Origin of the sequence: Saccharothrix lopnurensis (genome assembly GCF_042658445.1) — a bacterium.
GTDB lineage: Bacteria > Actinomycetota > Actinomycetes > Mycobacteriales > Pseudonocardiaceae > Actinosynnema > Actinosynnema lopnurensis.
Genome location: NZ_JBHSQO010000007.1, coordinates 163,483 through 177,604, shown reverse-complemented (window position 1 = coordinate 177,604; position 14,122 = coordinate 163,483). Strand labels below are relative to the sequence as shown.

General features: G+C 73.2%; 10 protein-coding genes. 9 read left to right on the top strand and 1 reads right to left on the bottom strand.

Going from position 1 to position 14,122, the window contains the following annotated elements; genetic code table 11:
* Window positions 1-72 precede the first annotated feature (72 nt).
* The gene (gene pcrA, locus ACFP3R_RS09985) at window positions 73-2,385 is read left to right on the top strand and encodes a DNA helicase PcrA (RefSeq protein ID WP_380634895.1); all 2,313 of its coding nucleotides are present in this window, start codon (window positions 73-75) and stop codon (window positions 2,383-2,385) included.
* A 411-nt stretch (window positions 2,386-2,796) separates the two neighbouring features.
* Window positions 2,797-3,102, top strand: a complete 306-nt coding sequence (locus ACFP3R_RS09980; RefSeq protein WP_380634893.1) for a hypothetical protein — start codon at window positions 2,797-2,799, stop codon at window positions 3,100-3,102.
* Here ACFP3R_RS09980 and ACFP3R_RS09975 read toward each other — a convergent pair.
* Window positions 3,092-3,757, bottom strand: coding sequence for a M23 family metallopeptidase (locus ACFP3R_RS09975; RefSeq protein ID WP_380634986.1), 666 nt, complete (start codon window positions 3,755-3,757; stop codon window positions 3,092-3,094). The genes ACFP3R_RS09980 and ACFP3R_RS09975 overlap by 11 nt on opposite strands.
* A 1,313-nt stretch (window positions 3,758-5,070) precedes the next feature.
* Between ACFP3R_RS09975 and ACFP3R_RS09970 the strand changes: the two genes are divergently transcribed.
* From ACFP3R_RS09970 to purH, 7 genes are all read left to right on the top strand, one after another.
* Window positions 5,071-6,705 (top strand): hypothetical protein, encoded by a 1,635-nt coding sequence (locus ACFP3R_RS09970; RefSeq protein WP_380634892.1) that lies wholly within the window; start codon window positions 5,071-5,073, stop codon window positions 6,703-6,705.
* A gap of 393 nt (window positions 6,706-7,098) precedes the next feature.
* Window positions 7,099-8,268 (top strand): ADP-forming succinate--CoA ligase subunit beta, encoded by a 1,170-nt coding sequence (gene sucC / locus ACFP3R_RS09965; RefSeq protein WP_380634890.1) that lies wholly within the window; start codon window positions 7,099-7,101, stop codon window positions 8,266-8,268.
* Window positions 8,269-8,270: 2 nt separating this feature from the next.
* Window positions 8,271-9,161, top strand: coding sequence for a succinate--CoA ligase subunit alpha (gene sucD / locus ACFP3R_RS09960; protein ID WP_380634889.1), 891 nt, complete (start codon window positions 8,271-8,273; stop codon window positions 9,159-9,161).
* A gap of 174 nt (window positions 9,162-9,335) precedes the next feature.
* Window positions 9,336-9,995, top strand: a complete 660-nt coding sequence (locus tag ACFP3R_RS09955; RefSeq protein WP_380634887.1) for a DUF5336 domain-containing protein — start codon at window positions 9,336-9,338, stop codon at window positions 9,993-9,995.
* A 102-nt stretch (window positions 9,996-10,097) separates the two neighbouring features.
* Window positions 10,098-11,741 carry a cell division protein PerM gene (locus ACFP3R_RS09950; protein WP_380634886.1) on the top strand — a complete coding sequence of 548 codons (1,644 nt, stop codon included), beginning with the start codon at window positions 10,098-10,100 and terminating at the stop codon, window positions 11,739-11,741.
* Between the two features lie 55 nt (window positions 11,742-11,796).
* Window positions 11,797-12,432, top strand: coding sequence for a phosphoribosylglycinamide formyltransferase (gene purN / locus ACFP3R_RS09945; protein ID WP_380634985.1), 636 nt, complete (start codon window positions 11,797-11,799; stop codon window positions 12,430-12,432).
* Window positions 12,429-14,012, top strand: a complete 1,584-nt coding sequence (gene purH / locus ACFP3R_RS09940; protein WP_380634884.1) for a bifunctional phosphoribosylaminoimidazolecarboxamide formyltransferase/IMP cyclohydrolase — start codon at window positions 12,429-12,431, stop codon at window positions 14,010-14,012. Before purN ends, purH begins: the two co-directional genes overlap by 4 nt.
* Window positions 14,013-14,122: the final 110 nt, after the last annotated feature.

Sequence of the window (14,122 nt, the reverse complement as noted above, 5' to 3'; positions counted from 1 at the left end):
TTGGCCGCGAGCACGACCACATCATGCCACAGCCCCCGGCCCGTCGGGGGGTGCGGGTAACGTGGACAGGCGATGAGCGCCTTGTTCGACTTGCCCTCAAGTCCCCCCGCCCCCCGGACCGCGCGGCTGCTCGACGACCTCAACCCGGCCCAGCGCCGGGCCGTCGAGCACGCCGGTTCACCGCTGCTGGTCGTCGCGGGCGCGGGGTCCGGCAAGACCCGCGTGCTCACCCGGCGCATCGCCCACCTCCTCGCCGAGCGGGGGGTGCACCCCGGCGAGGTCATGGCGATCACCTTCACCAACAAGGCCGCCGCCGAGATGAAGGAGCGCGTGGCCGACCTGGTGGGCCCGCGCGCCCGCTCGATGTGGGTCTCCACGTTCCACTCGATGTGCGTGCGGCTCATGCGCCGCGAGGCCAAGGTCCTCGGCATGTCGTCCAACTTCTCGATCTACGACTCGGACGACACGCGCCGGCTGATCACGCTGGTGGCGCGCGACCTGGACCTGGACCCGAAGCGCTACCCGGCCCGCACGCTGGCCATCCACATCTCGAACCTGAAGAACGAGCTGGTGGGGCCCGCGACCGCGAAGGACCGGGCCGCCAACGACCTGGAGCGCCGCGTCGCCGAGGTCTACGAGAGCTACCAGCGCCGGCTCACCGAGTCGAACTCGCTGGACTTCGACGACCTCATCATGAGGACGGTCGAGCTGCTCCAGGACCACCCGGACGTGGCCGAGCACTACCACCGCCGGTTCCGGCACGTGCTGGTCGACGAGTACCAGGACACCAACCACGCCCAGTACACGCTGGTCCGCGAGCTGGTCGGCACCGGCGCGGACGGCGTCCCGCCCGGCGAGCTGTGCGTGGTGGGCGACGCTGACCAGTCGATCTACGCCTTCCGCGGCGCGACCATCCGCAACATCGTGGAGTTCGAGCGGGACTACCCGCAGGCCACCACGATCCTGCTGGAGCAGAACTACCGGTCCACGCAGACGATCCTGAGCGCCGCGAACGCGGTCATCTCGCGCAACCCGGACCGGCGCGACAAGCGGCTGTGGAGCGACCTGGGCGACGGCGAGAAGATCGTCGGCTACGTCGCGGACAACGAGCACGACGAGGCGCAGTTCGTCGCCAACGAGATCGACCGGCTGGTCGACTCGGGCGACGCGAACAACGGCGAGATCGCCGTGTTCTACCGGACCAACAACCAGTCGCGCGTGTTCGAGGAGATCTTCATCCGCCTCGGCCTGCCCTACCGGGTCGTCGGCGGCGTGCGGTTCTACGAGCGGCGCGAGGTGCGCGACGCGCTGGCGTACCTGCGGGCGTTGGCCAACCCGGACGACACGGTCTCGCTGCGGCGGATCCTCAACGTGCCCAAGCGCGGCATCGGCGACCGCGCGGAGGCGTGCGTGGCCGCCCACGCCGAGCGGGAGCGGGTCAGCTTCGCGGTGGCGCTGCGCGCCGCGGTGGCGGGCGGGGTGGCGCTGCTCAACCCGCGCTCGCGCAACGCGATCGCCGGGTTCGTCGAGCTGATGGACGAGCTGGGGGAGCTGGTCGAGCGCGGTGACGACGTGGCCGACGTGCTGGAGGCGGTGCTGGAGAAGACCGCCTACCGGGCCGAGCTGGAGGCCAGCGAGGACCCGCAGGACCACTCCCGCGTGGAGAACCTGAACGAACTGGTCACGGTGGCCCGCGAGTTCACCGACCTGGGCGCGGCCGTGCCCGTGCCGGACGAGGACGAGGGGCTGCCCGCGGAGGGCTCGCTGGCGGCGTTCCTGGAGCGGGTGTCGCTGGTCGCGGACGCGGACTCGGTGCCGGACGCGGAGTCCGACGGAGTGGTCACGCTGATGACCCTGCACACCGCGAAGGGCCTGGAGTACCCGGTGGTGTTCTGCACCGGCTGGGAGGACGGCGTCTTCCCGCACATGCGGGCGCTGGGCGACCCGGCGGAGCTGTCCGAGGAGCGCCGGCTGGCGTACGTGGGCATCACGCGGGCCCGGCAGCGGCTGTACCTGTCGCGGGCGCTGGTGCGCTCGGCGTGGGGGCAGCCGGCGGCGAACCCGGCCTCGCGGTTCCTGGACGAGATCCCGGCCGACCTGGTCGAGTGGCGGCGGGTGGAGCCGAGGCGCTCGGCGCCGTCCGCGCCCACGTCGTGGGGCCGCTCGTCGACCTCGTCGCGGCCCTCGCCGTCGAACTCGCAGTGGAAGGACACGCCGGCGGTCAAGCTGGACGTGGGCGACCGGGTGAGCCACGACAAGTACGGGCTGGGGCGCGTGGTGGCCGTGGACGGCTCCGGGCCGCGCGCGACCGCCACGATCGACTTCGGCGGGGCCGGGACGGTCCGGTTGATGCTCATCGGCGGGGTGCCGCTCGTGAAGCTCTGAGGGCTTCCCGGAGCTTGTTCCTCACTCGTTCGGGTTGAATCCGGTTTCCGGGCAACCCGGATCGCTCGTGCGCGTCTTGAGGGTTGTCACCAGCGGGATGGCCGGGCGTTCGGGGCGCGGGGTCATCGGGGAGCCGCGGTCGTGGCGCGGGGGGATCGCGGGAGCCGTGTCGGGGCGGTGACCGCGGTGGGGATCGTCGGCAGGGGGCCTGGGCGGCGGTTCTCGTGAGGGGGAGGTTCTACGAGGGGAGGGCCGGGTCGCTTCGGCGGCCCGGCTTCTCGCGTTCTCGGCCCGGCTTCTCGCGTTCTCCGCCTGGGCCCCCGGTCCCCGCTCCCCGTCTCCCGTGCGCCCCGCCGCCACGTTTTCGCGGCTCAGGCACCCCACGACCGAAAATTGTCGGTGCCCGGGTGTTTGATCCACACCGAGGCCGACGACACGGGGGTGTGCGGTGTGGACGAGGTGCTGGCCCGGCTCTTGGACGAGCGCGTGGGGGACTACCTGGACGCGGTGGACCGGCTGGGCGCGCGCGGTGGCGCGCCGGGCCTGGAGGCCCGGCGGTTGGCCGCGGCGTGGCGGGCGCTGCTGGGTGTGCACCGGCGCACGCCCGCCGGACGGTGCCGGCGGTGCGTCGAGCGCGGGCGCATGTGCGCGGTGTGGCGGGTGGCCTGTGCCTACTTCGTGCACCGGCTCCCGTTCGACCGCGGGGTCAGACGCTGATGCCCTTGGAGTTCAGCCAGGTCAGCGGGTTGGTCTTGCGGCCGGACGCGTCCCAGACCTCGAAGTGCAGGTGCGGGCCGGTGGAGAAGCCGCGGTTGCCCATCCGGGCGATCTGCTCGCCCGCCCTGACCCGCTGGCCCTCGCGCACCGAGTAGGTGTCGACGTGGCCGTAGACGGTGACCGAGCCGTCGGCGTGCTCGACCTTGACCCAGAGGCCAAAACCGCTTGCCGGACCGGCCTCGATCACGACACCATCCGCGGCGGAGAGGATCGGCGTGCCGATGGGACCCGCGATGTCGATGCCGTAGTGCATCGTGCCCCAGCGTCCGCCGAAGCCGGAGGTGAAGTCACCGGCGGCCGGGCGGGCGAACTTGGGGCGCGCGGCCTCGGCGGCGGCGGCCTCGCGGTCCTGGGTGATCTGCTGGCTCTTGACGAGCTTCTGCGCCTCGGCGGCCGCGTCGACCGTCTTGGCGACGGGGAGGACCTGGGGTGCGGCGGGGCCGGTGCCGCCGACGCCGAACGCGGCGGCGCCCTCGGCGGCGTTCGCGAGGGGGGTCACCTCGTCCGAGCTGCTCGGCGAGTCGGAGCCCAGCGCGTGCAGCGTCTGCCCGGCGCCTGCGGCGGCGAACGCGCCTACGGCGACAGCGGCGACCATGATGCGGCCGCGCAGCGCCGAGGGGGGTGGCGGGATCCGGTGCGTGGCCACAGCACGCGTCGAGGCACGGTCTACCGCCTCTTCGAGCGCGTTCGAACTCGTATGGCCGCCGGGGGAGCGGTGTCGAGACAAAACCTGACCTTCCGTCTTCGGGGAGTCCGGTCGGACACCGGGCGGGGGATCCCGGTTGAGCCGGTTGGGGTAACCGACTCCCTGTCCAGGTTGTGACCAGACCGTGACAACGGACCGGGGGACAGTAACGGCGCGGAGCCCTTAAGGGCAATCCCTGGTGGGGATCTCTACCGATTAGCGGTCAGGTGGACTACTCGGCACACGACTGGTGACTTTGGGTCATGACAGCGCTACTAAACCGCGAGCGTGCAGGCACGATGGGGTGATTCTGGACGTCATACGAATGCGTGATGGCGATCACAAAGAGGTGGGGGTGCGCCCGGAGATCGTGGACCAAAGGTGACCTGAATCACGTATCCGGTGCTCCTGGGTGGCCGAAACCCACTGCTCCAACCGGACGTCACCCTCCGGGGCAGCGCTTGGGTACCTCACGCCGGGTCACCTCACGGCGTGGTGGAGCGGGTGCGGCTCGGCCCCGTCCCGGGCTGACCAGGTCCCGGGCTGACCAGGTCCCGGGTTGTCCCGCCCCGGGCGGTTCGCGCCCCGCAACCCCGGGCGGCCCACGCCCCGGGCGTGGTCAGGTCCTGCTCCGGAGTGGCCTGCGCGGACGCGCTCCCCGGGCGTTCGCTCGACGCGGTGGTCAGCCGCGTTCACCACTCCGGTTCCCCGCCTCCGCAGCACCCCCGACAGCGCTGCGAAGGCGGACCGATCGTCCCCCGGTGCCCCGTGCACCAGACGCGAATCGGGTGCCCGCCACCTCCGGGGTCGAAACGGGCCGGGGCGCCGGCCGGGCGGTCCGGGGGAGCCTCCACCACGCCCTCCAACCCGCAACCGCCCTTCGGCAGTGATGAGGTGGAGCGGGATCGCCGGACGTCCCCGCACCCGGCGGCTCTTGCGGCACCACCTGGTGAAACGGTGAACCGGCCAAGATCGTCGGAAACGCCGGTTCCCTCCCCCGAGGGGCGCCGGACATTCCCGGTCCCGCCCACCCCCACCCCGACCGGATTTCCGCGCTAGACCACCCGTACGGGTGAGCAAAGGCGACATCAGGCCCAATTCGGCGGCGCCCAGGGCCCGTTCCCGCGCCGGACCAGGTCAGGTCCAGGGGGCCGCCGGCGCACCGGGGGACCGCCCCCGCGACGGCGCGCGGGACCTCCCCGGCCTTTGCTAGCGTCCGACCGGTGATCCGAACCGGAACCGCTGACCCGGTCGCCCCGACATCCACGAGGCTGCGGACGGCGGTCGGGCTCGCCGCCCCGGGCTCGGTGTTCGCGGCGGCGGCCCCGGTGGTCGGGGTGGTCGACGCCTCCGCGCCCCCCGCGTTCACCGCGTGGCCGCTGCTGGCGGTCCTCGCCCTGCTGCCCACCGCGCTCTCCGTCGTCCTGCTGGCCCGAGGCCAGGAGACGACCGCGGCGGCGGTCCTCGTCGCGCCCGCCGTGTTCGCGGTCGGCCGCCTGTTCAACGACCTCCAGATCGTGGTCGACCCCGTCGACACCTCCCGCCCCGAGCTGTTCCTCCTCACCGACCTCGGGTCCCCGGCCCCGGGCGCCGGGGCGTGGCTGCTCCTCGTCGGGCACGTGCTGGTGATCGCGGGCGGCGCCGCGGCCGCGACCGCCCTCGTCGAACCGGACGTGCGCAGCGAGCCCGCGGGGTTCGTCCTGCCGGCCACGGCGGGCCTGGTCGCGGCGGTCGGGCTGTTCACCGTTCCCTTCACCTCCACCGACGCCTTCATCCCGGCGCGCGGCCCGTTCGAGTCGGCCGCGCTGCCGATGGTCGGTGGCCTCCTGCTCACGATCGCCGCGCCCGTCCTGGCGGTGGTGGCCGCGAGCGCCACCACCCCGGAGGTCCGGCGGGGCGGCCTGCTCGGGCTGGCCGCCGTCCTGGTCGCCGTGGCGCTGCCGCCGGTCGCGACGGGGATCGCCGTCGACCGCGTCGGGTTCGCGCCCGGTCCGTTCCTGGTGCTGGTCGCCGCCGCGGCGCTGGCCTGGCCGCAGTCCACCAGGGCGGAGCGCGCCGAGCCCTCCGAGCCCGAGCTGCCCGGCCCGCGCCGCCTGCACGTGATCACCGGCTGCCTGGCGCTGGCCGCCGCGGCGGCCGCCGTCGCGGGCGCGGTGACCGACCAGCTCGTGCTGCCCGAGGGGCTGCCGGTCCCGACGGACTACGCCGCCCGCCTCCTCTGGCCGGCCGCGATCGCCACCGGTGGCCTGGCGGTGGCCCTGCTGGCCAGGGTCCCGGTCCGGCCGGCGCTCGCCGTCGCGCTGGTCACCGTCCCGCTGGCGGCCGCCTCCGCGCTCGACGCGGTCTTCGCCGCCACGCAGGTCGAGACCGTCGAACCCGGGCCCGGCACGTGGTTCACCGCGCTGGCCGTGGTCCTCGCCGCCGCGGCCGGCCTGGTCGCGGCCCTGGCCGGTTCGGTCGAGCGGGACGAGGCGGGCACGGCCGCGGGCGAACCGCCGCTGCCGCTGGTCGCCGGGACGTTGATCGCCGCCCTGTTGGCGCTGGGCGCGTTCGCCCTGCCGGTGCTGAGGGCCCCGGAGTACGCGCCGGTCGGCGCCTTCGACTTCCGAGTCGGGTCCTGGGGCCTGCTGCTGGCGCTGGTGTGGGTGGTGGTCGCGGCGGCGATCGCCCTCAAGGCGCGTCCGGGCCAGGGCGCGGCGTTGCTGCTGGGCGCCTCCCTGGTCACCGCGGTGCGGGCGCTGGAGTACCCCCTGACGTCGGGGCGGGCCGTGGACGCCGCGGCCGGGCCGGGCCTGTGGCTGGCCGCCGCCGCGACCGCCGCGTTCCTGGTGTCGGCGGCGCTGCGCACGGCGCGCTGAGGACGAGGTGCTGAGGACGGCGCGTTGAGAGCGCTTCGTTGAGAACGGTTGGCTGAAGGCGGTTCGGCTCACCGGCGCGGAGGGGCGCTCGCCGCCGGGCCGCGCGGAAGAGACGAGCGGTGCTCGGGTCCGCGCCGCCCGCCGGGTTGCTGAATCGGTGTGGTGATCGACCTCACCACCTCTATGACGGACTTCACGGGCGTGGGGTGCGGAGTGGTCCGGGCAGGTCGATAGTGTTCTGCGCAGCCGCGTCGAGCCGGTCCCCACGGCTGAGCCGGCGTTCCAGGTGATGCCTGGTACGTGGTGCACCAGGCCCCAGCCTGGAGCGCCGGACCTTCGAGGACCGCACCAGCGAGGACGCGGTGTCCGACACCGACGTCGCAGGAGACCCGAGTGGACCTGTACGAGTACCAGGCGAAGGATCTCTTCGCCGCCCACGACGTCCCGGTACTGCCGGGCGACGTGGCGACCACCCCCGCCGAAGCCAAGGCCATCGCCGAGCGCTTCGGCCAGACCGTCGTGGTCAAGGCCCAGGTGAAGACGGGCGGCCGCGGCAAGGCCGGTGGCGTCAAGCTCGCCGAGACGCCCGACGAGACCTCGACCAAGGCCGAGGCGATCCTCGGCCTGGACATCAAGGGTCACGTCGTGCACCGCGTGCTGGTGACCCCCGCCTCCGACATCGCGGAGGAGTACTACTTCTCCTTCCTGCTGGACCGGGCGAACCGGACCTTCCTCGCGATGGCCTCCGTCGAGGGTGGCATGGACATCGAGGAGGTCGCGGCGACCAAGCCCGAGGCCCTCGCCAAGGTGCCCGTCGACGCGATCAAGGGCGTCGACCGCGCCAAGGCCGAGGAGATCGTCAAGGCCGCGAAGTTCCCGGCCGAGGTCGCCGACCAGGTCGCCGACGTGGTCGTCAAGCTCTGGGACACCTTCGTGTCCGAGGACGCCACGCTGGTCGAGGTCAACCCGCTGGTGCGCGACCCCGAGGGCAGGATCGTCGCGCTCGACGGCAAGGTCACGCTCGACGAGAACGCCGGCTTCCGCCACCCGGAGCACGAGGCGCTGGTCGACAAGCAGGCCGAGGACCCGCTGGAGGCCAAGGCCAAGGAGAAGGGCCTCAACTACGTCAAGCTGGACGGCCAGGTCGGCATCATCGGCAACGGCGCCGGTCTGGTCATGTCCACCCTCGACGTGGTGGCCTACGCGGGCGAGCGGCACAGCGGGGTCAAGCCCGCGAACTTCCTCGACATCGGCGGCGGCGCGTCGGCCGAGGTCATGGCCAACGGCCTGGAGATCATCCTCAACGACCCGGACGTCCGGTCCGTGTTCGTGAACGTCTTCGGCGGCATCACCGCGTGCGACGCGGTGGCCAACGGCATCGTCAAGGCCCTGGAGATCCTGGGCGACGAGGCCGCCAAGCCGCTGGTCGTCCGCCTCGACGGCAACAACGTGGAGGAGGGCCGCCGGATCCTGGCCGAGGCCGACCACCCGCTGGTGACCGTGGTGGACACTATGGACAACGCGGCCGACAAGGCCGCCGAGCTCGCGGCTGCGGGGGTCTGACGATGGCTATCTTCATCAACCGGGACAGCAAGGTCATCGTCCAGGGCATGACCGGCGCCGAGGGCACCAAGCACACCAAGCGGATGCTGGCCTCGGGCACCACCATCGTCGGCGGCGTCAACCCGCGCAAGGCCGGCCAGAAGGTCGACTTCGACGGCCACGTGCTGCCGGTGTTCGGCACCGTGTCGGAGGCCATGGAGGCCACCGGCGCCGACGTGACCGTGATCTTCGTGCCGCCGGCGTTCGCCAAGGCCGCCGCGATCGAGGCGATCGACGCCGGCATCGGCCTGGCCGTCGTGATCACCGAGGGCATCCCGGTGCACGACACCGCCGCGTTCTGGGCCCACGCCGTGGCCACCGGCAACAAGACCCGGATCATCGGCCCGAACTGCCCGGGTCTGATCAGCCCCGGCCAGTCCAACGCGGGCATCATCCCGGCCAACATCTCGGGCGCCGGCAAGATCGGCCTGGTGTCGAAGTCCGGCACGCTGACCTACCAGATGATGTACGAGCTGCGGGACTTCGGCTTCTCCACCGCCATCGGCATCGGCGGCGACCCGATCATCGGCACCACCCACATCGACGCGCTGGCGGCCTTCGAGGCCGACCCGGACACCGCGGCGATCGTGATGATCGGCGAGATCGGCGGCGACGCCGAGGAGCGGGCCGCGGCCTACATCAAGGAGAACGTCACCAAGCCGGTCGTCGGCTACGTGGCGGGCTTCACCGCCCCCGAGGGCAAGACCATGGGTCACGCGGGCGCGATCGTGTCCGGCTCGGCCGGCACCGCGCAGGCGAAGAAGGAGGCCCTGGAGGCCGCCGGTGTGAAGGTCGGCAAGACGCCGTCCGAGACCGCCGCCCTGATGCGCGAGATCATGGGTTCGATCGGCTGACATCCGCCCGTTCGTGGCAGACACTGGAGGCCACCTCCCGAGGGGAGGTGGCCTTCGGTGTGTGCGAGCACGCGTCCGGGGGAACCACAGGAGTCCGGTCGTCGTCGGAGAGTGCGCATCGGCTAGCGTTCTGCCGACGACCTGATCAGCCCACCAGTTGGAGGAGTCACCACCATGTCCCAGCCGTACGGCGCCCCTCAGCAGCAGCCGGGACCGGCGCAGCCGGCGGTGGGCGTCAACCTGAACCTCATCCTCCCGCTGGTCGCCGCGGGTCTGGGCCTGATCGCCTACCTGCTGGCGTTCGCGGACGACGTCGCGTCGGTGCAGATCCAGTTCCTGCTGGCCGCCGCGGTGCTGGCGGGCCTGTCCGTGCTGCCGAAGGCGCCGCGGCTGCTGCCCGCCGCCGCCGTGCTCGCCGCGGTCACCACGCTGCTCCTGCTCCAGGACATCGTGAAGACCGAGGCCGACGTCGAGGGCATGCAGGTCGTCCTGCTGATCGTGGCGCTGCTCCAGACCGCCGCCGTCGTCGTCGCGGTCCTGCTGGACGCGGGTGTGGTGAAGCTCCAGCCCAAGCCCGCCAACCCCTACGCCCAGCAGGGCGGTTGGAACAACCCGCAGTCCGGCGCGTTCCCGCAGCAGGGCCAGCACCCGCAGCAGCAGTTCGGCCCGCCGTCCGGCCAGTTCGGCCAGCAGGCGCCGCCGCAGCAGCAGGGCCAGCAGCCCAACCAGCCGCAGCCGACCTCGTACATGCCGCAGCCCGGCCAGTTCAACCAGCCGCAGCCCGGCCAGGGCACCCCGCCCAGCGGGTTCGGCGGACCCCAGCAGCAGGGCTGACCAGGCTTGAGGAGGGGTGGCACCGGGATTCCGGTGCCACCCCTCTTCGCGTACCCGGCGTGCCTCACCCGAACGGCTCATCGCGACTGAGACAGTGGACAGGTGCCGGTGCTCCAGACGACTTCCCACGGCGCGGTGACCGACTCCGTGCGCCCGCCCGAGTTCTCCCGCGCCGAACGGGTGCGGGTGCTCGCCACGACCGCCGCGGGCTCCGTGGTGGTCGGCTACGCCGCGGTCGCCGCGCTGCTCGCGCTGATCTCCTCCACGGCCGCGCACGCCTCGTTCTCCACCACCGGTGTGCTGACCGCGGCCGCGCCCGGCTGGCTGGCCGCGCACCACGTGCCGCTGCGGTTCGACGGCGGGCAGCTCGGCCTGCTGCCGCTGCTGCCGACCGCGCTGGTGATGCTGCTGGTGTACCGGGCGGCGGCGGGCGCGGCCGACCGGTTGGGCCTGTTCGAGCCGCTCCAGGCGCGGTCGGTGGTGTTCAGCATCGCGGGCGCGCACGCGGGGGTCGGCGGGGTGATCTCGTTCCTGATGGGCGAGGAGGGCCCGGTGCGCGCGACGCCCGCGGTGGCGTTCTTCGGCTGCGCGGCGGTGTCCGGGCTGGCGGCGGTGGCGGGCGTGGCGCAGCGCTGCGGCCTGGTGGAGGTCGTGTTCGAGCGCGTCGACCCGGTGGCCCGGCGCGGCCTGCGGGCGGGCGCGGTGGTGCTGTTCGCGTTGGCGGCGGCCGGCGCGCTGGTGCTGGTGCTGGGCCTGGTGCTCTCCTGGCCGACCACCGCGGCGCTGTTCGACCAGAGCGGCGGCACCATCGGCACCGGCCTCGGGATCTGGCTGCTGTGCCTGGCCTACCTGCCGAACGCCGTGGTGGGCGCCCTGTCCTACGTCGTGGGCGCGGGGTTCTCCCTCGGCCCGGTGGTGGTGAACCCGCTGGAGTTCACCGGCGGCGCGGTGCCCGCCGTGCCGCTGCTGGCCGCGCTGCCCGAGGAGCAGTCGGGGTGGCTGCCGCTGGTGCTCGTGCTGCCCGGCGTGATCGGCGTGCTGGCCGGGTTCACCCTGCGCGACGCCGCCCCGGTGCCCCGGTCGCGGGTGCGGGCGGTGCTGATCGCGGGGGTCACCGCGGGCGTGGGGGCGCTGGTGCTGGCCGCGGTCGCGGGTGGGGCGCTGGGCGGTGGGGCGTTCGACCCGGTGACCGTGCCGGCCGGGTTGCTGGGCGTGCTGACGCTGGTTTGGGTCGCCGTGCCGGGCGGGATCGTCGCCTGGTTCGCGGGACCGCGCCCGCCGCGCCCGCCGCGCGTGGTCGAGCCGGTGGCGGTGGCGGTGCCCGCGGTGGAGGAACCGGTCGTCGCGGAGGAGGGGGAAGAGGAGGACGGGGAAGAGGAGTACGACGAGGACTTCGAGTACGACGAGGACGAGTTCGAGGACGACCCCGAGGATTCCGAGGACCCCGAGGACTCCGCCGCCGACGACTACGAGGACTTCGAGGACGACTACGACGACGACTTCGAGAACGTGCCCGAGGTCGGTTCCGACGACCCGGACCCCGAACTCGACGACCCCGAACTCGACGACCCCGACTCCGAACTCGATCCCGAGTCCGGCGCCGATCCCGAGTCCGAGCCCGACCTTCAGCCCGAGTCCGGTGCTGATCCCGCCCTCGACGCCGACGCCGACGCCGACGCCGACGCCGGGCCCGGCTCCGACGAGTCGGCCGACCGCGACCCGGACCTGCCGACCGAGCGCCGGTGAGCACCGCCTAGGCTGCTCTTGAGCTGCTGTGACAGTCCCCAGCAAGGAGAGCAAGCTGAGCGCCGCGACCACACTCCGGCTTCCCGTCCCCGCCAGGGTCGTCGTCCTCGTCTCCGGTTCCGGCACCCTCTTGCAGGCGCTGCTGGACGCGGCGGCCGACCCCGGATACCCGGTCGAGGTGGTCGCCGTCGGCGCGGACCGCGACGGCATCGCCGGCCTGGACCGCGCCGGGCGCGCGGGCGTCCCGGCCTTCTCGGTGAAGCTGCGCGACCACGCCGACCGCGCGGCCTGGGACGTCGCGCTGGCCGACGCCGTCGAGGCGCACCGGCCCGACCTGGTCGTGTCGGCCGGGTTCATGAAGATCCTCGGGACTGCCTTCCTGGCCCGCTTCGGCGGCCGGATGGTCAACACCCATCCCGCGCTGCTGCCCGCCTTCCCCGGCGCGCACGGCGTCCGCGACGCCCTGGACTACGGCGTGAAGGTGACCGGCGCGACCGTGCACCTGGTGGACGGCGGCGTGGACACCGGGCCGATCCTGGCCCAGGAGGCGGTGGTCGTCACCGATGACGACGACGTCGAAAGCCTGCACGAGCGCATCAAGGTGGTGGAGCGGCGGCTGCTCGTCGACGTGGTCGCCCGCCTGGCCCGCGAGGGCTGCACCGTGGACGGACGAAAGGTGAGCATGCCGTGACCACTCCTGCCGAGAGGCGACCGGTTCGTCGGGCCCTGATCGGGGTGTCCGACAAATCGGGGCTGCTGGAACTGGCCACCGGCCTGCACGCGGCCGGGGTCGAGATCGTCTCCACCGGCGGCACGGCGCGCGCGATCGCCGACGCGGGCATCCCGGTGAGGTCGGTGGAGAGCGTGACCGGGTTCCCCGAGATGCTCGACGGCCGGGTCAAGACGCTGCACCCCGGTGTGCACGCGGGCCTGCTCGCCGACACCCGGCGCGAGGCGCACCTGGAAACCCTGCGTGAGCACGACATCGCGCCGTTCGACCTGCTCGTGGTGAACCTCTACCCGTTCGCTCAGACCGTCGCCTCCGGCGCGTCACCGGACGAGTGCGTGGAGCAGATCGACATCGGCGGGCCCGCCATGGTCCGCTCCTCCGCGAAGAACCACGCGAGCGTGGCGGTCGTGGTCGACCCGACCCGGTACGAGTGGGTGCTGGAGCAGGTCCGGGAGGGCGGCTTCACGCTCCCCGACCGGCAGCGGCTGGCCGTGGACGCGTTCCGGCACACCGCCTCCTACGACGTGGCCGTGGCCTCGTACCTGGGCAGCGTCGTGGCGCCGGACGACGGGGGTTCCGGCTTCCCCGGCTGGGTCGGCGCGACGTGGCAGCGCAAGCAGGTGCTGCGCTACGGCGAGAACCCGCACCAGCGCGCGGCGCTCTACACCGGCGTCGACGGGCGCTCCGGCCTGGCCACCGCCGAGCAGCTGCACGGCAAGGAGATGTCCTACAACAACTTCGTCGACGCGGACGCCGCGTGGCGGGCGGCGTGGGACCACGAGCTGCCGTGCGTGGCGATCATCAAGCACGCCAACCCGTGCGGCATCGCGGTGTCCGACCTGGACGGTGCGGCCGCGGTCGCCGAGGCGCACCGCAAGGCCCACGCGTGCGACCCGGTGAGCGCGTTCGGCGGCGTGATCGCGGCCAACCGCGAGGTCACCGTGGAGATGGCCGAGCAGGTCGCGGAGATCTTCACCGAGGTGATCATCGCCCCGGCCTACGCCGACGGCGCGGTGGACGTGCTGACCCGCAAGAAGAACATCCGCATCCTGGTCGCGCCGGAGCCGGTGCGGGGCGGGACGGAGATGCGCGCGGTGTCCGGCGGGCTGCTGGTGCAGACCGTCGACACCATCACGGCCGAGGGCGACGACCCGGCCAAGTGGACGCTGGCGTGCGGCGCGCCGCTGGACGAGCAGGGCCTGGCCGACCTGGCGTTCGCCTGGCGGTCGTGCCGCGCGGTGAAGTCCAACGCGATCCTGCTGGCGTCCGGCGGCGCCACGGTCGGTGTCGGCATGGGCCAGGTCAACCGCGTCGACGCCGCCCGGTTGGCGGTCGCCCGAGCTGGTGACCGGGTCCAGGGCGCGGTCGGCGCGTCCGACGCGTTCTTCCCGTTCCCGGACGGCCTGGAGGTGCTGCTGGAGGCCGGCGTGCGAGCCGTCGTGCAGCCCGGTGGTTCCGTCCGCGACGCCGAGGTCATCGCGGCGGCCGAGGCGGCCGGCGTGACGGTGTACCTGACCGGTACGCGGCACTTCGCGCACTGAGGGTTTCGGCGCCGGAGGTTCCGCGCTGCCGGTTCCGCGCCGGCGGTTCTGCCGCTTTCCGTTGGGGGGCTCCCGATCCGGGAGCCCCCCCACCGCCGTTCCCCGCCCCC

Coding starts and splice junctions, on each gene's coding strand:
- pcrA (WP_380634895.1), top strand. CDS start 73: ATGAGCGCCTTGTTCGACTTGCCCTCAAGTCCCCCCGCCCCCCGGACC.
- ACFP3R_RS09975 (WP_380634986.1), bottom strand. CDS start 3,757: ATGGTCGCCGCTGTCGCCGTAGGCGCGTTCGCCGCCGCAGGCGCCGGG.
- sucD (WP_380634889.1), top strand. CDS start 8,271: ATGGCTATCTTCATCAACCGGGACAGCAAGGTCATCGTCCAGGGCATG.
- ACFP3R_RS09955 (WP_380634887.1), top strand. CDS start 9,336: ATGTCCCAGCCGTACGGCGCCCCTCAGCAGCAGCCGGGACCGGCGCAG.